At 40.6% G+C, this 17,899-nt stretch carries 20 protein-coding genes; 8 read left to right on the forward strand and 12 right to left on the reverse strand.

Annotated features, from left to right (window positions below; all coding sequences use genetic code 11):
• Positions 1-256 precede the first annotated feature (256 nt).
• On the forward strand, positions 257-2,209 hold the full coding sequence (locus ACTU7M_RS06050; protein ID WP_443473489.1) for an ABC-F family ATP-binding cassette domain-containing protein: 1,953 nt from the start codon (positions 257-259) through the stop codon (positions 2,207-2,209).
• 40 nt (positions 2,210-2,249) lie between these two features.
• On the opposite strand, the gene tsaD is transcribed toward ACTU7M_RS06050, so the two are convergent.
• The 4 genes from tsaD to tsaB are packed head-to-tail and all read right to left on the reverse strand — an operon-like array spanning position 2,250 to position 5,028.
• Complete coding sequence (gene tsaD, locus ACTU7M_RS06055) at positions 2,250-3,266, reverse strand: tRNA (adenosine(37)-N6)-threonylcarbamoyltransferase complex transferase subunit TsaD (RefSeq protein WP_443473490.1); 1,017 nt, start codon at positions 3,264-3,266, stop codon at positions 2,250-2,252.
• A gap of 13 nt (positions 3,267-3,279) precedes the next feature.
• Positions 3,280-3,729, reverse strand: coding sequence for a ribosomal protein S18-alanine N-acetyltransferase (rimI, locus tag ACTU7M_RS06060; RefSeq protein ID WP_443473491.1), 450 nt, complete (start codon positions 3,727-3,729; stop codon positions 3,280-3,282).
• Complete coding sequence (rimI, locus tag ACTU7M_RS06065; protein ID WP_443473492.1) at positions 3,729-4,328, reverse strand: ribosomal protein S18-alanine N-acetyltransferase; 600 nt, start codon at positions 4,326-4,328, stop codon at positions 3,729-3,731. The genes rimI (ACTU7M_RS06060) and rimI (ACTU7M_RS06065) overlap by 1 nt, the downstream gene beginning before the upstream one ends.
• The gene (gene tsaB, locus ACTU7M_RS06070) at positions 4,303-5,028 is read right to left on the reverse strand and encodes a tRNA (adenosine(37)-N6)-threonylcarbamoyltransferase complex dimerization subunit type 1 TsaB (RefSeq protein WP_443473493.1); all 726 of its coding nucleotides are present in this window, start codon (positions 5,026-5,028) and stop codon (positions 4,303-4,305) included. Before tsaB ends, rimI (ACTU7M_RS06065) begins: the two co-directional genes overlap by 26 nt.
• 179 nt (positions 5,029-5,207) lie before the next feature.
• On the opposite strand from tsaB, the gene ACTU7M_RS06075 reads away from it, so the two are divergent.
• The gene (locus ACTU7M_RS06075) at positions 5,208-5,411 is read left to right on the forward strand and encodes a CsbD family protein (protein ID WP_443473494.1); all 204 of its coding nucleotides are present in this window, start codon (positions 5,208-5,210) and stop codon (positions 5,409-5,411) included.
• Positions 5,412-5,599: 188 nt separating this feature from the next.
• On the opposite strand, the gene ACTU7M_RS06080 is transcribed toward ACTU7M_RS06075, so the two are convergent.
• Positions 5,600-7,084 (reverse strand): UDP-glucose--hexose-1-phosphate uridylyltransferase, encoded by a 1,485-nt coding sequence (locus ACTU7M_RS06080; protein ID WP_443473495.1) that lies wholly within the window; start codon positions 7,082-7,084, stop codon positions 5,600-5,602.
• 148 nt (positions 7,085-7,232) lie between these two features.
• On the opposite strand from ACTU7M_RS06080, the gene ACTU7M_RS06085 reads away from it, so the two are divergent.
• Together ACTU7M_RS06085 and ACTU7M_RS06090 are read left to right on the forward strand one after the other, a co-directional pair.
• Positions 7,233-7,844, forward strand: a complete 612-nt coding sequence (locus ACTU7M_RS06085) for an alpha/beta hydrolase (RefSeq protein ID WP_443473496.1) — start codon at positions 7,233-7,235, stop codon at positions 7,842-7,844.
• A 57-nt stretch (positions 7,845-7,901) separates the two neighbouring features.
• Positions 7,902-8,204: a DUF896 domain-containing protein gene (locus tag ACTU7M_RS06090; protein ID WP_443473497.1), complete on the forward strand. Its 303-nt coding sequence runs from the start codon at positions 7,902-7,904 to the stop codon at positions 8,202-8,204.
• A 52-nt stretch (positions 8,205-8,256) separates the two neighbouring features.
• Here the strand turns inward: ACTU7M_RS06090 and proS are convergent, their stop codons facing one another.
• From proS to ACTU7M_RS06105, 3 genes are all read right to left on the reverse strand, one after another.
• Positions 8,257-9,696, reverse strand: coding sequence for a proline--tRNA ligase (gene proS / locus ACTU7M_RS06095; protein WP_443473498.1), 1,440 nt, complete (start codon positions 9,694-9,696; stop codon positions 8,257-8,259).
• Positions 9,697-9,998: 302 nt separating this feature from the next.
• Complete coding sequence (locus tag ACTU7M_RS06100; protein ID WP_443473499.1) at positions 9,999-10,547, reverse strand: GNAT family N-acetyltransferase; 549 nt, start codon at positions 10,545-10,547, stop codon at positions 9,999-10,001.
• On the reverse strand, positions 10,541-10,993 hold the full coding sequence (locus tag ACTU7M_RS06105; protein WP_443473500.1) for a hypothetical protein: 453 nt from the start codon (positions 10,991-10,993) through the stop codon (positions 10,541-10,543). The genes ACTU7M_RS06100 and ACTU7M_RS06105 overlap by 7 nt, the downstream gene beginning before the upstream one ends.
• A 163-nt stretch (positions 10,994-11,156) precedes the next feature.
• Here ACTU7M_RS06105 and ACTU7M_RS06110 point away from each other — a divergent pair, with 163 nt between their 5' ends.
• Positions 11,157-11,591: a universal stress protein gene (locus ACTU7M_RS06110; protein WP_443473501.1), complete on the forward strand. Its 435-nt coding sequence runs from the start codon at positions 11,157-11,159 to the stop codon at positions 11,589-11,591.
• A 59-nt stretch (positions 11,592-11,650) separates the two neighbouring features.
• On the opposite strand, the gene ACTU7M_RS06115 is transcribed toward ACTU7M_RS06110, so the two are convergent.
• Entirely contained in the window at positions 11,651-11,929 is a 279-nt protein-coding gene (locus ACTU7M_RS06115) for a DUF503 domain-containing protein (protein ID WP_443473502.1), read from the reverse strand.
• A gap of 112 nt (positions 11,930-12,041) precedes the next feature.
• Between ACTU7M_RS06115 and ACTU7M_RS06120 the strand changes: the two genes are divergently transcribed.
• The 3 genes from ACTU7M_RS06120 to ACTU7M_RS06130 all read left to right on the forward strand — a co-directional run bounded on the left by ACTU7M_RS06120 (position 12,042) and on the right by ACTU7M_RS06130 (position 14,549).
• Positions 12,042-12,614: a DUF1836 domain-containing protein gene (locus ACTU7M_RS06120; protein ID WP_443473503.1), complete on the forward strand. Its 573-nt coding sequence runs from the start codon at positions 12,042-12,044 to the stop codon at positions 12,612-12,614.
• Positions 12,611-13,471 carry a DegV family protein gene (locus ACTU7M_RS06125; RefSeq protein WP_443473504.1) on the forward strand — a complete coding sequence of 287 codons (861 nt, stop codon included), beginning with the start codon at positions 12,611-12,613 and terminating at the stop codon, positions 13,469-13,471. The genes ACTU7M_RS06120 and ACTU7M_RS06125 overlap by 4 nt, the downstream gene beginning before the upstream one ends.
• 100 nt (positions 13,472-13,571) lie before the next feature.
• Complete coding sequence (locus tag ACTU7M_RS06130; protein ID WP_443473505.1) at positions 13,572-14,549, forward strand: aldo/keto reductase family protein; 978 nt, start codon at positions 13,572-13,574, stop codon at positions 14,547-14,549.
• 45 nt (positions 14,550-14,594) lie between these two features.
• Here the strand turns inward: ACTU7M_RS06130 and ACTU7M_RS06135 are convergent, their stop codons facing one another.
• The 3 genes from ACTU7M_RS06135 to tkt all read right to left on the reverse strand — a co-directional run bounded on the left by ACTU7M_RS06135 (position 14,595) and on the right by tkt (position 17,876).
• On the reverse strand, positions 14,595-15,233 hold the full coding sequence (locus tag ACTU7M_RS06135; protein WP_443473506.1) for an SGNH/GDSL hydrolase family protein: 639 nt from the start codon (positions 15,231-15,233) through the stop codon (positions 14,595-14,597).
• A gap of 70 nt (positions 15,234-15,303) precedes the next feature.
• On the reverse strand, positions 15,304-15,672 hold the full coding sequence (locus tag ACTU7M_RS06140; RefSeq protein ID WP_443473507.1) for a YccF domain-containing protein: 369 nt from the start codon (positions 15,670-15,672) through the stop codon (positions 15,304-15,306).
• A gap of 200 nt (positions 15,673-15,872) precedes the next feature.
• A complete protein-coding gene (tkt, locus tag ACTU7M_RS06145) occupies positions 15,873-17,876 on the reverse strand; it encodes a transketolase (RefSeq protein WP_443473508.1) in 2,004 nt (667 codons plus the stop codon).
• Positions 17,877-17,899 lie beyond the last annotated feature (23 nt).

Here is a 17,899-nt window from a genome sequence, read left to right on the forward strand (position 1 = left end):
AAGTTATAATCTATTTGTACTTATCATTACATAGTGCAATTATAGCACGCGTTAGTGAAAAATCCACTAATTTGTTCTAATTTGTAATTTTTTGTGAATTTTATTTCAACTTCGAGTTTGATTTTATCGCTTTCATAAAATTAATAGTGTAACTTTCACAAAGGTCATAACGTTTTCATAATATCGTATCTTTGGTGTATGACAGAACTGTGATAAAATGAAAAGGCATATCTATAGAAAGTTGAGGAACGACTGAATGATACTTTTACAAGGACAAAATCTTGCCCGTTACTTCGGTCCGACCGTTTTATTTGAGAATATTCAAATTACTATCCAGGACAATGAACGTATTGCACTCGTAGGAAGAAACGGCGCCGGAAAATCAACGTTATTGAAGATATTAGCTGGACTCGAGCCAACAGATGCGGGATCCGTTGCGAAAAAGAAAGAAGTGACCATCGGCTATCTTGATCAACATAGTGCGGTTGACTCCAATAAAACAATCTGGGAAGAAATGTTAACCGTTTTCGCACCTGTCATTTTGTTAATGAAACAAGCGGAACAGGCTGCAGCACGCTTGGCTGATGAAGCGGTTATCAATGATCCTGTGACTATGGAAGCGGCACTTAAACTGTACGACTCCCTACAACAGGAAATCCATAAGCAAGATGCTTATGGTTACGAATCGGAAATCAGATCCGTCCTCCATGGTTTTAAGTTTTACGAAGAAGACTTGGACCGCCCTATTTCACAATTATCCGGTGGCCAGAAAACGCGCTTGGCAATGGCTAAGATCCTGCTTGAGAAGAACGACCTTTTAATCTTGGATGAGCCTACCAACCATTTGGACATCGATACATTGGCATGGTTGGAAAATTATTTAGTGAACTATCGCGGTACCCTTTTGGTTGTTTCCCATGACCGCTATTTCCTTGATAAAATTGCGACCGGTGTTTATGAGATCAGCCGAAACAAAATCCATCATTACAAAGGGAATTATTCCTTTTATCTACAAGAAAAAGCGGCCCGTCTCGAACAGGAAATGAAACAATATGAAAAGCAACAAGAAGAGATTGCTAAATTAGAAGATTACGTGGCTCGCAATCTGGTGCGCGCATCCACTACCAAAATGGCCCAAAGCCGCAGAAAACGTTTGGAAAAAATGGAGCGGATGGATAAGCCGAAAGGCGATGAACGTTCAGTACGTTTTTCATTTGATACTAAGCGCGAGAGTGGTAATGTGGTGATGACGCTGGAAGATGTGGCTATCGGGTATGACAACAACATCTTGGCCAAGCCCATCAGCCTGGACTTGCGTAAACATCAAGCTATCGGAATAGTTGGCCCCAACGGAATTGGTAAATCTACTTTATTAAAATCAATCATTCATCAAATCCCATTCATAGAGGGAAGCGTTAAATTTGGAACAAACGTAGACCTCGGATACTATGATCAAGAGTTGACGAATCTTTCTAAAAACAAAACGATTCTGGCCGAAATTTGGGACCTGCATCCAACCATGAATGAAAAAGATGTGCGGAGTATCCTGGGAAGCTTCCTCTTTACCGGCGCTGATGTCGAAAAAACAATTCCTTCCTTAAGTGGGGGAGAGAAAGCGCGCCTTGCTCTATGTAAATTAGCACTTGAACAAAACAATTTGCTCATGCTTGATGAGCCTACCAACCACTTGGACATCGACAGTAAGGAAGTACTGGAAAATGCCCTTATTGATTATAACGGCACACTTGTTTTTGTTTCGCATGACCGTTATTTCATTAACCGAATCGCGACAAGTATTCTGGAACTTTCAGCCGATGGCAGCAAACTGTATATCGGTGATTACGATTACTATATGGAAAAGAAACAAGAAGAAGCTGAATTGGCTGCCCTGCTTGCTCAAGAAGAAAATGGAAATAATCCAGCTAGTGAAGAAAAAAGTCCCCAAACAAAATCGGTCTACCATGCAAGCAAGGAAAGAGCAAAAATCGAACGGAAACTAAACCGTGAAATCGAAACTCTTGAAAAGCAATTGGAAGAGATAGAAGTAAAAATCGATGATGTTGAACAAAAACTCACCTTACCGGAAGTTTTCGGTGACCATGAGAAGGTACAGGAATTTAATGAAATGTTACTGGATTTAAAGGACCAGCAAGATACTTTTATGCAAGAATGGGAAGAAAAGAATTTAGAGCTTGAAGAAATAGAATGATAAAAAAAACCATTTCTAATGCTGAAATGGTTTTTTTATTTTAATTTTCGAGTAATAATCCTGGTCTGGCATTCAAATCCAAAGCAGCAAACTCTTTTGCCTTGTATTGCGTATAGGCAGCCGCTCCAATCATTGCTGCATTGTCACCACATAAACTTAATGGCGGAATAATAAGTTCCACACCGGGAAGTTCTTTGGCGACCGCTTCAGATAGAGCCGTACGCAATCCCTTATTGGCTGCAACACCACCTGCTAACAATAGCTGTTTTACATCTTTTTCTTTGGCAGCCCGCAAGGTTTTTGCTACCAATACATCAACAACAGCCGCCTGGAAACTCGCTGCCACATCATAAGGGTCTAAATCATCACCTTTTTGGCGCGCATTGTGTATGGTATTAATAACCGAACTCTTTAACCCGCTAAAACTAAAGTCATAATTATCTTCGTGCAGCATCGCCCTTGGAAAATTAAAAACATCCTTTCCTTGATGGGCCATCTCATCCATTACTTTCCCACCTGGATAAGGTAAGCCCAGAACACGACCAATTTTATCATACGCCTCACCTGCAGCATCATCTTTTGTTTCCCCAACAATTTCGAAAACACCATCTTCTGGCATGTAAATCAATTCTGTATGGCCGCCACTTACAACTAGGGTCAGCAAAGGAAATTGAAGAGGTCCCAAAAGTTGATTGGCATAAATATGTCCGGCGATGTGGTTGGTCGCAATCAAGGGCTTATTATGCGCAAAAGCCATCGCTTTTGCGGCACTTACACCGATTAATAAAGAGCCCACCAAACCAGGCCCTTCTGTTACCGAAATGGCATCCACATCCGCCATCTCTACCTCTGCTTCCGTTAAGGCGGATGCAATGATTTGGGTTATTTGTTCTACATGGTGACGGCTCGCAACTTCTGGCACTACCCCACCAAAACGCATATGGCTTTTGACTTGAGAAGCCACAATGTTAGAGAGTATCTCAGAGCCATTTTTGATTACGGCTGCACTAGTTTCATCACAGCTGCTCTCAATCGCTAGTATCAATGTATCGCTCATGCATTTTCCCCTTTCATTTAATTAACTGGAAAATATAAGCATCTTCCACTGGTTGTTCATAGTAGTTTTTCCGACGATCGACTTGCCGGAAGCCAAATTTTTCATACAAGGCGATGGCTGGTTTATTGGATACACGGACTTCCAAAATGAAATTCTCGGCACCATTTTCTTTCCCATATGCCAATAAGGCATCCAAGAGTTTTTCGCCAATACCTTGCCGTTTATAATGAGAAGAAACCGCAAAGTTATTTATTGCCAGACTATCGAAAATTAAACTGCACCCGATAAATCCAACTAACGTGCCTGCTATTTCGTAACCGAGATAAACATTATAACGATTGCCCAACTCTCCTTCAAATGAGGATGGTTTCCAGGTCGTCTTCCCATCATTGGCATCCAGACAAATGCGGTAAATGGTTTCGGCATCTTCTACCGTCAGTACTTTTATATTGAATGGGTTCATCATTTTTTATCCAAATCCAATTTCATATCGACGGCATCTTCGCCATCACCGTGATAGTAGTTTCTCTTGATACGCAAAGCTTCAAAACCCATTTTTTTATAAAGACTTTGGGCATTTTTGTTGGAAATACGTACTTCAAGACTTAAGCTGGAAACAGCTTCCTGTTTCGCCACAACTTTTAATAATTCCAAAAGCAAGCTACCAACGCCCTTTTTCTGCCAAGCGGGAGCAACTGCTATATTGGTAATATGGATATCCGTAATTTCAAAACGGCTCCCTAAAAAAGCAATTGGTTCGTTTCCATTGTATAAAATCAAATACAGCGATTTTTGACTTTTAACAATATCATTTTCCAAAGCCACAAACCCCCAAGGCGTTTTTCCTTCATAGCCTAAGCGTTCAATTTCCAATACATCAGCGATATGCTTTCTTTGGCCAATTTCCAGGCTGATTTCTTGCCCGTTAGGAAGAGTGTAGCGGTCAGATAAATAATCCGTCCGTTTAGAAAAAGATAGTTTACTTTGCAGAAGAGGACCCTCTTTTTGAAGTGAATCCATCATCGAATGGAAATGATTAATCAATTCTTTCAACGTACTCACCTTTCTCTTCTCCTCTATGGGCTTTTTGCCAATTTTCTTCAGCTTCAGGTTTTTTCAAATATTCGGGAGTAAATACATGCGCGTCAACTGGTTGCTCACCGTGAGCTAAATTTGCTAAAACGCCCGCACGAGGCAACCAGTCTTGTTGTGGGGCAAAAAATGCACGGTCTCCAAAAACGTCAGTAAGACGCTCTTTGTAAATCGGAATATCTTGCCCGATAAACAGGAGTGGTTCAGTGTTATTTTTTAAGGAGTCAAAGAAGATTTCGCTGTCGATATGATTATCTTCCTGCACTTGCACTAAAATGCCATTTTCTACATGGTAAACTCCGGTGTAGATATTTTCCCTTCTTGCATCAATTAAAGGGATGATCAGCCCTTCAAAAGCAAGTCCATTCGCTGCTAATAATTTTAAGCTGGAGACAGGAACTAGAGGCTTTTTGAGCGTCCAGGCCAGTGTTTTTGCAATAGTGGCACCGATTCGCACGCCAGTATATGAGCCGGGACCTTTCGATACCACCACTTGGTCAATATCCTTTGGCTGCCAACTTGACCCGTTCATAACCGTTTCAATAGCCGGCATCAGCTGGGTACTATGTTGCAGGTTGCCATTTCGAGTGTATTCGGAGACGACTAGACCGTTCTCAACAGTCGCGACGCTCATCGTTTGATTGGATGATTCAATGGCTAAGATTTTCAAAATACTTCGTCCTTCCACGATTAGTTATTAACATTATAGCTTAACTGCCAGTAAAAATCTCTTTGCATTTTTATAAGATGTACAAGGGCTTTTATTTGCGTTACAAACCTTTTTCCTTAATAATAATATCAAAGGGAACTTGTAATCGTTCTCTCAATTTAATTTAGGAGGTTATTAATATGGCATTAGATGACAAACTAAAAGGATTGAAAGATCAAGCTGTCGGAAAAGTGAAGGAAGAATACGGCGATGCTACCGATGACAAATCCAAGGAACTTGAAGGAAAACTGCAAAAAAATAAAGGTAAGATGACTGAAAAAGTCGAAGAAGGCAAAGACAGAGCCCATGACAAGGTCGATGACTGGCAAGACAAAAATAGATAACATTTAAAAAATGAGAGTGCTCAAAAAGGCGTTTAGCCCCGAACCACTGGAACGAATAAGCACAGCATGGTCGCAGACCATCTGAGCATTATTCGTGAAGTGGCGTCGGGGCTGCCTTTTTGAGCACGTTTGCGATAAAGTATTCGTAAATAGATAAGGGCTGGGAGTTATTTCACAGCTCCATTTTGTTATGCCTGGAAGTCAGCTATAAATGCTGCAAAAGCCATTTGTCCTTCTTTTGTTTGTTTGAAAACCCCAGCATCCTCCAACACTCTCTGGAATTTATGTCCGACCGCTTCTTTAAGGATTGTCGCGGCATTTTCCTTGGTTATAGTCCCTTGTTGCTTCAGTTCTTCTGCCCACTCCTGGTGGTAAGGCGCGATGTTATTGTTAGCTCCTAAAATAAAAGCTTCAACCTCAGCTAATTCTGTTTTTAGACGTGGTGGTAAAATCGCCAACCCCAGAACTTCTATCAAGCCAATATTTTCCTTCTTGATATGCTGCACATCTGGGTGTGGATGAAAAATGCCATCAGGAAACTCTTCCGTTGTCCGATTGTTTCTTAAGACTACATCCAGTTCATAATCCGATCCGTTTCGACGGGCAATTAAAGTCACAGCATTATGTTTTTCATCATTCGTATGTGATTTTATTTGGAGCGCTTCATTAGAATAGTTATCCCACGCCTCCATCAATTCTGAACCGGCTTGCAGGATATCTTCCTTATCATGTGCACGTAGCCTTACTACGGATAGTGGCCAATACAGGCGTTCAGCTGTAACGTTTGAATTTGTTTTCCAGGTCCATGTGTCCAGAACTTTCGCATTCTCCATTGGAAAATGATGACGCCCCCCTTGGTAATGCTCATGTCCCAACATAGAGCCCCCGACAATTGGTAGTCCTGCATTCGATCCCATAAAATAATGGGGAAATACCGTTGTCAATTCCATTAAGTTTTGGATGGTATGGTGACCCACATTCATGGAAATATGTTTTTTGGTAAACACGATACAATGCTCATTATAATAAGCGTAAGGAGAATACTGGAAGCCCCAGTTTTCCCCTAAGATCGGAACACGAATGACACGATGATTCGTTCTACCCGCAATGCCAGGGCGACCTTTGTAGCCCTCATTTTCTGCACACAATTGGCATTTAGGGTAACCATCTGTACTCTTTTGGGCTTCTAAAATATCTTGTTTTGATTTTTCTGGTTTAGACAAATTAATAGTTATTATCAAATCGCCATAAGGTGATGAGACATTAAACTGCTCATTTTTTGCTATCTGGCGCGTTTTTATGTAGTCATTATCGCGACACAATTGGTAAAACTCGTCGGTTGCACGCATTGGGGCTTCCTGATAGCAGTCCCAAAAATCTTTATTTAAAGTAGATGGTAAGGGCGTCAAGATATCCATAATTTGCGCTTCAAATTCATCTCGCCCCCGTTGTGTATCGGCAATAATTTTTTGTTCTGTTGCATAATCTACTAACCGGTCCATTGAATCCAATAGTTTCGGTAAGGGAATGGATGGTGTTACATCTGTATTAAAATGGTCTAAATGTAATAGTTGTAAGAGGCGGTTAACCGCATAATAATAATCTAAAACATGGATGCGATGAATCGCAGAACCTTTCGTTACAAAATCCTGAATTATTTGATCAATACTCAAAAAAAGCCCTCTTTTCTCGATTGTTTTTTAAAAAGGTCCCCTTCATCATAGCATAATCCGGTTAAATTGACTCTTTTCTAACATCATGTTACAATTGATTCGAATTTGAAATATACAAATTAAAGACATCTTGAAGGAGCGGAAAATATTGATCTATGAACACATATATAAGCCCGGTAAAATCAATCATCCAACTTTCCTTGTTTTACATGGGACAGGTGGAAATGAAAATGATTTAATACCCCTTGTTAACTACATTGATCCTGATGCCGGCATTTTAAGCGTACGCGGGAATGTATCCGAAAATGGGATGAATCGTTATTTCCGTCGGTTAGCGGAGGGAGTTTTTGACAAAGAAGATTTGGAAAAACGTACCCATGACCTGTATGATTTTTTACAAACCGCCAGCGAAGAATACAAATTTGATAAGGCCAACGTGATTGCTTTAGGATACTCAAATGGTGCAAACATCGCTGCTAGTATGTTATACTTCTACGAAGATACCTTTAAGGGTGCCATCCTTCACCATCCGATGACTCCTTTTGAAGAGCGCGACATGAAAACTATCCAAGATTTGCCTGTTTTTATTGGCGCTGGAAACAACGATCCAATCTGTCCACCGGAAAACACACGTGCATTAATTACGCAGTTGGAGAAAGCAGGAAGTAAAGTTACCACCGACTGGGGTAACGCAGGTCATTCTTTGACACAAAACGAGTTGGATGCTGCAAAATCTTGGTATAACAGCCAATTTGCATAAACTCATTCCCCACTTCCTTTCTCCACATTTTAATTTAGAACGAAAGGAACATGCTTCATGGATAAATTATTAAAACGCATCAATGAACTGGCAAGAAAATCAAAAACAGAAATTGGTTTGACTGCTGAAGAAAAAATCGAACAAAAAGAATTACGTCAACAATATATCAAAAACTTCCGTGGCTCTTTGAATGAAATCCTATTGAATTCAACCGTTTATGATCCTGAAGGAACAGATGTAACGCCCGAAAAGCTTAAGCAAGCACAACGTCAACAAAGTCTTGAAAAAGCACAAGAAATTTTGGCTAGTCGTAACATTACGTTCCTTGATGATGGCACCATTACAAAAAAAGAGGATTAAATAAAAAAACAGACAGGTCACCCTAATCCGGTGCCCTGTCTGTTTTTTATTGTTAGTAAGCTCTTGCCAACCAAACGGTATGTTTTGCTGGTTTACCTGATACGATACATGTTTCTTTTTCCACTTCTGGATTGAAAGGAATATTTCGAGTAGTAAAGCCAGTTTCTTCTTTGATCTTAGCTTCTGTTTCTTCCGTTCCATCCCAACCAGCCAAGACGAATCCTGGTGTTTCTCCAGCAGCACGTTTTTCTTCAATATGTTGTTTCAATTCATCTAGTGTGTTGATATGTGTGTATTCATGTTGTTTACGATTGTTGCGCGCAGTTTCCAGAAGACGAACTTGCATTTCTGATAAAGCCGTTTGGATATAGTCCACAATGCCATCAAGGCCAACTGCTTCTTTGCCATCCAAATCTCGCATTTTAATCATAACTTGATTATTTTCCATATCACGTGGTCCAAATTCAACACGCATTGGCACGCCACGAAGTTCCCATTCGTTGAACTTGAAGCCTGGAGAATTGTCGCTATCGTCGATTAATGCTCGAATTCCTGCAGCATTCAATTCTTTCAACAGAACTTCCAAACGTTCAACGATTTCTGGTTTTTTCTTCCAAGGTCCAACTGGAACCAAAACAACTTGTTTAGCTGCTACTGCTGGCGGCAATACCAATCCTTGTTCATCGCCGTGGACCATGATTGTTGCACCGATTAGACGAGTTGAAACTCCCCAAGATGTCGTATGGGCCAGAACGTGTTCGTTATCGCGGTTCAAATATTTAATGTCGAATGCTTCAGCAAATTTCGTGCCCATGTAATGAGAAGTCCCCGCCTGAACAGCTTTTCCATCTTTCATCATTGCTTCAACAGAGAATGTATCCACTGCTCCAGCAAAACGCTCAGAAGGTGTTTTTTGACCTTCATAAACTGGGATTGCCAACACGCTTTCGATGACTTCTTTGTAAACTTGCAACATTTTCATGGTGCGTTCACGTGCAGAAGTTTCATCTTCATGCGCCGTATGGCCTTCTTGCCACAAGAATTCTGATGTACGTAAGAATGGTAAAGTTTTCTTTTCCCAACGGAATACGTTAGCCCATTGGTTGATTTCCATTGGTAAATCGCGGTAAGAATTGATCCAGTCACTGAAGGCTGTCCCAATCATCGTTTCGGAAGTCGGACGCAATGCCAAACGTTCTTCTAACTTTTCACCTGCTGCTTCTGTTACCCAAGGTAGTTCTGGCGAGAATCCTTCGATATGATCTTTTTCCTTAGTAAAAAACGACTCAGGAATCAACATTGGGAAGTAAGCATTACGAATGCCTTCTTCTTTAAATCGGCCGTTAAACGCCTCTTGGATGTGTTCCCAAATCTCATAGCCATCTGGCTTGAAAATAATACAACCACGAACTGGTGAATAATCCATCAAGTTTGCTTGCTTGATTGTTTGAATATACCACGCTGAAAAATCTTCTTTTTGTAAATTACTCATTTGTGTACTCCTTTATTTTTAATTCAAAAAAAATAAGCATACTCATCCTTCCTTAAGGACGAAATATACTTTACTCCGCGGTACCACCTTGTTTGGCTTTATTTCTGAAAGCCCCACTCTGTCCTGATAACGGCAGACCACCGATCATACTGCGGAAAATCCCATTGGTAGGTTCAATACTACATTAGGTGCTCTTCTTCCAGCCTTGGAAAAGCTCTCTTTAACCATGTACGTATTTACTGGTCCAGTTTGTATGCATTCCTATTGTAAGTGAAAAAGTTCCTGAATTCAATCCTTTCTTTTCAGGAGTCATATTCTGATTTTAAAATACCATAAAAAATATCGGTCACTGATTTACCTTTGTGGATACGATTATGCCTCGCAACCCCTTCTTTTTTCATTCCCAATCGCCGCATTAAACGGCCTGATGCAGGGTTATCTTTATCATACATCGCATATACTTTTTCCAACTGTAACTTTTCAAAAGCAAGCTCTAAGATTGCCCCACACGCTTCAGTCATGTAGCCGTTCCCCCAGTAATGGCGGCTCAAAGCATAGCCGATTTCCCCTTTTTTATTAGCTTCATCAACCCGAATATCAATGGTTCCAATCATTTTTCCTTCACTTCTTAATTCGATGGCATATTTGCCAATCGGATTTGCTAAAAAGAAGATCCCAATTGTTTCTTCTGTATCTTTAATTGTTTGATGCCTTTCAAAAACATACCGGGTTGTTTCCTCATCAGATGCATAATCAAACATATCCGGTGCATCTTCCAAGGTGACGGGGCGCAATATAAGGCGCTCACTTTCAATCTTCTTGTTTTTAATCAATTCCAAGTTCACTACCATTCATTCGCCACCACCTTCTCTTCTAATCTGCGGATGCCCGCCATAAATCGGGACATATTTTCTTTGTGCCAAGCCATTCCAATTACGACTTTACTTAATTTGACCGTCAGTTGTTGATCTTCCCCGGTAAAAGATACACTATTCATCATTCTTCCTTCTTTAACATAAACATCAACCAACTCTTCACGGGGAATAAAAATAGGCGCTAATTTTTTATCTATTTTCCCTGTGATTTTATGCAATGGAATCAGTACAACTCGTTCTTCCTCTAAAGCCATTACAAAATAAGCACCACTGATTAGCGTGGCATAAGCGCCTAACAATAAAAATTGCCCCGTTGTGGGCATTACCTGAGCATAGACAAGTGTTTGTTTTATTTGTGGATTCAACAAATCGTATTCCGATAAATGTTGATAGATTTCTTCAACCTTTAATACCAAAGCCATTTCAATCACTCCTTCACGTATTATTTTTTTAGTTTACTAAAATCATTATAAAATTGCGAAGGAAATCCTTTGCGAAATGGAAAACCCTTTCATTATTTGACTATTTAAGTTAGAATTAAATTAGATTAATAGCTCGTTTTAAAAAGAAAGGGAGTCGAGAAATATGAGAAGCGAATACAAAAACATTTTGGTGCCGGTTGATGGGTCCGAACAAGCTGAACACTCTTTCAAAACCGCAGTAGAAATTGCTAAACGTAATAATGCCAAGCTTCATATTTTGTACGTTGTTGACACACGAAACGTAAGTTTATCCCCTGAGTATCAACCTGTTACCACAGGCGTTACCGATCACATTGACAAACAATTTATCGAAGAAATGGCTAAATATGCGACAGACGCAGGGGTCACTGAGGTACAAAAAACAGTCACTAACGGAAATCCGCTAACCTTGATTTCGGAGGCATTTCCAAAAGAATTCGATATCGACTTGATTGTGATAGGCGCTACAGGTAAAGGCGCAATCACACGAGCACTTGTAGGTTCTGTATCCCAACATGTCGTCAAACATGCACCATGCGATGTACTGGTTGCACGCTAAGTAGCACTATTTGTTAATTAAAATAGGCCCTATCATCAAATGATGGTAGGGTCTTTTCCTTATTGAATATAATGAATTTCGAAGATTTCAATCTCATATTTTTCTTCGATTTCCGCGATTATAGTATCAACAATCTGTTGGGCTACAATGGGTGAAGCATTAGCTACCGCAATTCCTATTTTGGAAACATTTAGCATATCTTGTTCGCCAACTTCAGCAACGCTTACATTATAGCGGTTATGTACACGCGCAAGAATTGATTTTACCGTACTTCTTTTGTCTTTCAATGAGTACGCATCGAATATTTTGAAAGAAACTTCTACATTAGTGAATGCCATAATATCCTCTCCATTTAAGTATTTATTGTTGACGTTTTACTTTGGAGTTGTTACAGTTATCTAGTAACGAATAACATTACATCTAGTTTTAAAAACCAGATAGCCAAAAGAGGTGAGTTTTCTGGAAACGAACGACCTAATCCGTTTTCGCAATGAGTTACTGGACGTTAAGTTAATTCGCTGGGATAGTCTACCAGATTTTGGTATTTACAATGACCAAGTCTTAACCATAATTGAGTCGCAACTTTCATTCTTGCATCTTCCTGAAAGCGAGAACACAATTACGCCAGCAATGATTAATAACTACGTTAAAAACGGAATTATTGATCGACCGATCAAGAAAAAATACTATAAAGCTCACATAGCTAAACTTATTGTCGTTTCTATTTTGAAACAAGTTCTTCCCCTTAATGATATTCAAAAAGGCATCGAACTACAAATTTCATTGCAGGGTGTAGAAAAGGCTTATGATAGTTTTTGCGTGGAACTTGAGCAATCCCTTCAACTTTTTGCCTTTATCGGTATGGAAGAAAATGGATCAATGACCTTGGACGGTATCCGCCCTGAGAATTTAGCACTCAAAATGGTCACATTATCTGTGGTCGCAAAATTATTAACGCATGTCATCCTTTCATACAATGGTGTCACCAAAATGATCAAAGAACAAGGAGACGATTCCAAATGAAAAATAACAAAGTCGCAATTTTAGTAGATTCTTGTAATGATTTATCAGAAGCAGTAACTGAAAAATATGGTTTATACACGATGCCGCTTGTCATCAACTACACTGACCGCTCCTACAAAGACCGTGTCGACATCACACCACAAGAAGTTTACGATTCTTTTAAAAAAGAAGTTCCTAAAACAAGTCTACCACTACGCAGTGATATCGATGCCTTGCTTGACCAAATCAAAGCAGATGGATACGACCATATTATCGCCTCCATTATTTCCAGCGGATTGAGTGGCACTTATCAATCCATGCATTTAATTGCCCAGGATCGTGACGATTTGACCATTGAAGTTATCGATACACTTAATATTGGTATCGGTTCCGGTTTTATTGGTATTTATGCTGCTGAACTACTGGAAAAAGGTTTGGATTTCGATACTGTTGTCAAAAAGACAAGAGCCGCGGTAGAAAACTCAACCGTGTTCTTCGGATTAGAAACACTTGAATATCTAATGAAAGGCGGCCGAATTGGTAAAGTCTCCGGTATTTTGGGGAGTGCCCTTAAAATTAAACCAATCATTTCTTGTAACCCTGACGGTATTTATGACACCATCGCCAAAGTACGTGGTCGCAAGCAAAGCATCACTAAGATGTTAGACTTAACCCGTGAAAAAGTTAAAGGTCATAAGAACTATTATCTGGCTCTATGCCACGGTGACGCTCTCGATGAGATGTTGCAGATGAAGGAAGACCTACGTGATTTAATTGAAAATGCCACCATTTATCATGAGGGCCAGATTTCTCCAGTATTGGGTGTCCATACGGGCCCTGGATTATTGGGTGTCGGTGTCATGATTTTAGAAGACTAGGATGAAAGCCTCTCTGGCTATTTGTATGGATAAATTTACCTTTTTGGAGTATGATGAATCCATTAGGTAAACCCTTACAAAATAGCTGGGAGGTTTTTTTATGAAATACCGGAATCTTGGTGCAAGTGGCTTACGAGTCAGTGAAGTTGCTTTAGGCAGTTGGCTTACGTATGGAAAGTCGGTTGAAGATAATACAGCTCAAAAATGCATCCAGACGGCTTACGATGCGGGGATTAATTTCTTCGATACTGCCAATGTCTATGAAAACGGTGAAGCAGAAATTGTTCTGGGAAAAGTTTTAAAGGATTATGATCGTTCCAGTTTAGTAGTGGCCAGTAAAGTCTATTTCCCGATGGGCGACGGACCAAACGACCGTGGACTTTCCCGGAAGCACATCTTTGAACAGTGCGATGCAAGTTTGAAGAGACTCGGTATGGATTATTTGGACTTATATCAATGCCATCGCTATGATCCTAATGTTCCTATTGAAGAAACACTTTGGGCTTTAGACGATTTGCAACGGCAAGGTAAAATTTTATATGCCGGTGTTAGTGAATGGCCAGCTGATAAAATACAGGAAGCGCATGAAATTGCCAAGGAACGCAATTTCCGCCCGCTTGTTTCTAATCAACCAATCTACAATATGATTGAACGTTATATTGAAAAAGAAGTCCTACCTGTTTCCATGGCAAACGGAATGGGCCAAGTCGTCTTCTCCCCGCTTTCGCAAGGTATCTTAACCGGGAAGTATAAACCAGGTCAATCCGCACCTAGCGATAGTCGTGCCGCAAACGAAAGCATTGGTAATTCTTTACAAAAATACCTAAGTGATGATCGCTTATTGGAAACAGTTCAAGAGCTGGCAAGTTTCGCCCAACACTTGGATATTACGCTTCCACAACTGGCTTTAGCCTGGATATTACGCCAACCTGGAGTAAGTTCCGCAATCATTGGCGCAAGCAAGCCCGAACAAGTTGAGGATAATGTCAAGGCAGTAGATGTTGAACTATCCGATGATATCCTGAAAGGAATCAACGATTTACTCCAGCCAATCAGTAATTTTGGAGAGCGTAGATAAAACAAGGAAACGCGTGAACCGATTTTGGTTCATGCGTTTTTTTAGCTATTCATTTTCCACAATCCCAAGCCAAGCTCTGGCAATTGTCCGATGCCCTGCCAAGGTGGGATGAATGCCATCTTTACCCGTTAAAAACTGGGCACCAGTTCTTTTGGCTTGCTCATTTAATAGTTCGTCCAGTTGAATATAATGAATTGCAAATTCATTTGCCAGTTTGGCAATAATTTCACGACGCGGATCTAAATCAATGCGCCATTCTCGTCGGTCTTCAGGGTAATGCAAAAGGAATGGTTCCATCATGACAATTTTTGCGTCCGTTTGTTCACTAATCTGTTGGAGCAAAATACGATAGATATGCTCAAATTGGCGGAAGGCCGCCTCGGTACCAAAATTCCTTTGGCCCACCCGATGCCAAGTATCATTGATTCCAATCAGGATAGAGACTATATCCGGTTCTAAATCGATACAATCTTTTTGCCATCTTTTTTCCAAGTCGTCTACTTTATTCCCGCTTATTCCCCGGTTTAAAAAGGTTAATTGGAGCTCAGGATAGAGCGCTTGTAGCATCCCCGCCACCATTTTGGGATAGCCGTTGCCCAGGTCTTTTGATTTTAATCGATTTCGCCCAGCATCCGTCACACTATCCCCGATAAATAATATCCGATCAGAGTTATTTAGTAACATTTCTTATCACCTACCATCAATTTAGTTTCATTATAATCAAAAAACAGGTGGAAAGATAATTTCCAACCTGTTAACTGATGCGATAGATTTCTGATCCAAACGGCATCAACGCTAATTTTGCATGTTTAAAATGTTGTAGCCCAAAAGGAATACCCACAACCGTGAGACAGAAAATAACTCCCATGATGACTTCCTCTGTCGCCATAACCAAGCCACCCAATAGCATCCATACGATATTAATAAGCAAAGATGCCCCAGAATCACTAAAGCGAATTTCTTTTCCGAATGGAGCTGCAGCCATTTTAGCAAATTTAAAACACTGAATGCCAATAGGAATTCCGACAATCGTAATCGACCAGAGTACCCCGAAAACAATCCACGAAATCCAGCTAATAAAACCACCCAACACAAACCATATGATATTTCCCAATAGTGTCATTCGGCATCACCTTTCTTTTATATTACTATTTTACGAATTCTATCCCTTTTTTCCATCCGTCTAAATACTGATTTTCAACATTCATTTTGGCAATCGGAAACAGAGGTGACTCACAATTTTGACTTGGAACTACTCACTTGACCCAAATATCATAGAACCAAAAAAACGCAAGCCTGGCTATCCAGGCTTGCGTTTCACTGTTATTTATTGAATTTAGCTAAGTAAGCATCTACTACTTGGTCAGCTGTGAAGCCAAGTTTAGCTGTTACAGTTCCGCCAGGACCACTTGCTCCCCAACGATCTAAACCGTAAGCCAAACCATCCAAGCCCACATATCTTTCCCATCCAAAAGTTGCTGCCATTTCAATAGACATACGTGTACGAACGCCATTTGGAAGAACAGATTCTTTATAAGCTGCATCTTGCTTTTCAAATGCAGACATATTTGGCATGGATACAACAGATACGTCGATGCCTTTTTCTTTCAATTGTTTTTGTGCTTCAACTGCAAGCGAAACTTCTGAACCAGTCGCAATCAAAATCCCCTCTGGTTTGTCGCCTTGTTGTGCTGAAAGAACATAGGCACCTTTACGGACGCCTTCGCGTGCGTTTTCTTTAGTACCTTCCAAAACTGGTAAGTTTTGACGAGTCAATACTAACAGTGTTGGTGTATCTTCAGATTCTACAGCCATTTCCCAAGCCGCTGATACTTCATTACCGTCTGCCGGACGGATAATGTTTGTATTTGGCATGCCACGGAAGCTGGATAAATGTTCTACCGGTTCATGAGTCGGACCATCTTCACCTACCGCAATGGAGTCATGCGTAAAGACATAAATTGTTGGCAACTTGGATAGCGCCGCTAAACGGATGGATGCACGCAGATAATCCGAGAATACGAAGAATGTACCAGCATATGTTGTTGTTCCACCATGCAAGACAATACCGTTCATGGCAGCTGCCATACCGAATTCACGAACGCCATACCAAATGTTACGTCCGGCATAATTCGTTGCATCGAAGTCTTCGTCCGCTTTGTTCATTGTGTTGTTTGATGAAGAAAGGTCAGCCGAACCACCCCAAAATTGTGGCAATACTTTCCCAATTTCTTGAATCGCTTCTTGGCTTGTTACCCGTGTCGCTTTAGCGTCATCACCAACTTCGTACACTGGTAAAGCTTCTTGCCAGCCTGCTGGTAATTTGCCAGCCTGTGCATCTTCGAATTGTTGGGCTAATTCTGGATAAGCAGTACGATATTCTTCGAACAATACTTTCCATGCTTCTTCAGCTTTTTGGCCGTTCTCCAGAATTGTTTCTTCAAATCGTTGTTGAACTTCTGTTGGAACAGAAAAATCCTCATGTTCCCATTGGTAACTTTGTTTTGCAAATGTAACGCCATCTGCTCCTAAAGGTGCACCATGGACTTTGCTCGTTCCAGCATTTTCTGCACCATAACCGATAACGGTCTTGATTTCAATCAACGAAGGTTTGTCGGTTACATTTTTGGCTTCTTCGATTGCATCATTGATAGCTCCTAAGTCATTGCCGTCCTCAACAAGTAAATGATGCCAACCATATGCTTCAAAACGTCCTTTTACGTCTTCACTGAACGCTTTGTCCAATGGTCCATCTAAAGAAATATCATTGGAGTCATAGACACCAATCAATTTTCCAAGTTTTAAGTGTCCTGCTAAACTGGCTGATTCATGAGAAATACCTTCCATCAAATCGCCATCTGAACATAGGAAGTAGGTATAGTGATCCACTACATTAAACTTGTCGCGGTTATAAGTTGCGGCAAGATGCGCTTCAGCCATAGCCATTCCAACTGCGTTGGCAAAACCTTGTCCAAGCGGACCTGTTGTCGCTTCTACTCCATCCGTATAGTGTACTTCTGGATGACCTGGTGTGTTACTTTCATATTGTCGGAAATTTTTAAGGTCTTCAATGCTTACATCATATCCTGCTAGATGCAGCAAGCTATATAATAGCGCGGAACCGTGTCCAGCCGATAGAACAAACCGGTCACGATCAACCCATTTGCTGTTTTTAGGGTTTGTCTTCAAATGTTTCGTCCATAGCGTGTAAGCCATTGGAGCGGCTCCCATAGGTAACCCTGGGTGTCCTGAATTTGCTTTTTGTACTGCGTCAATACTTAACGTACGGACGGTATTTACTGCTAATGCATCAGTCTTGTCAAACATAGTTTTCCTCCTTGATACTCGTA

It is taken from the genome of Jeotgalibaca sp. A122 (assembly GCF_052266715.1).
In the GTDB taxonomy this organism is placed as follows: domain Bacteria; phylum Bacillota; class Bacilli; order Lactobacillales; family Aerococcaceae; genus Jeotgalibaca.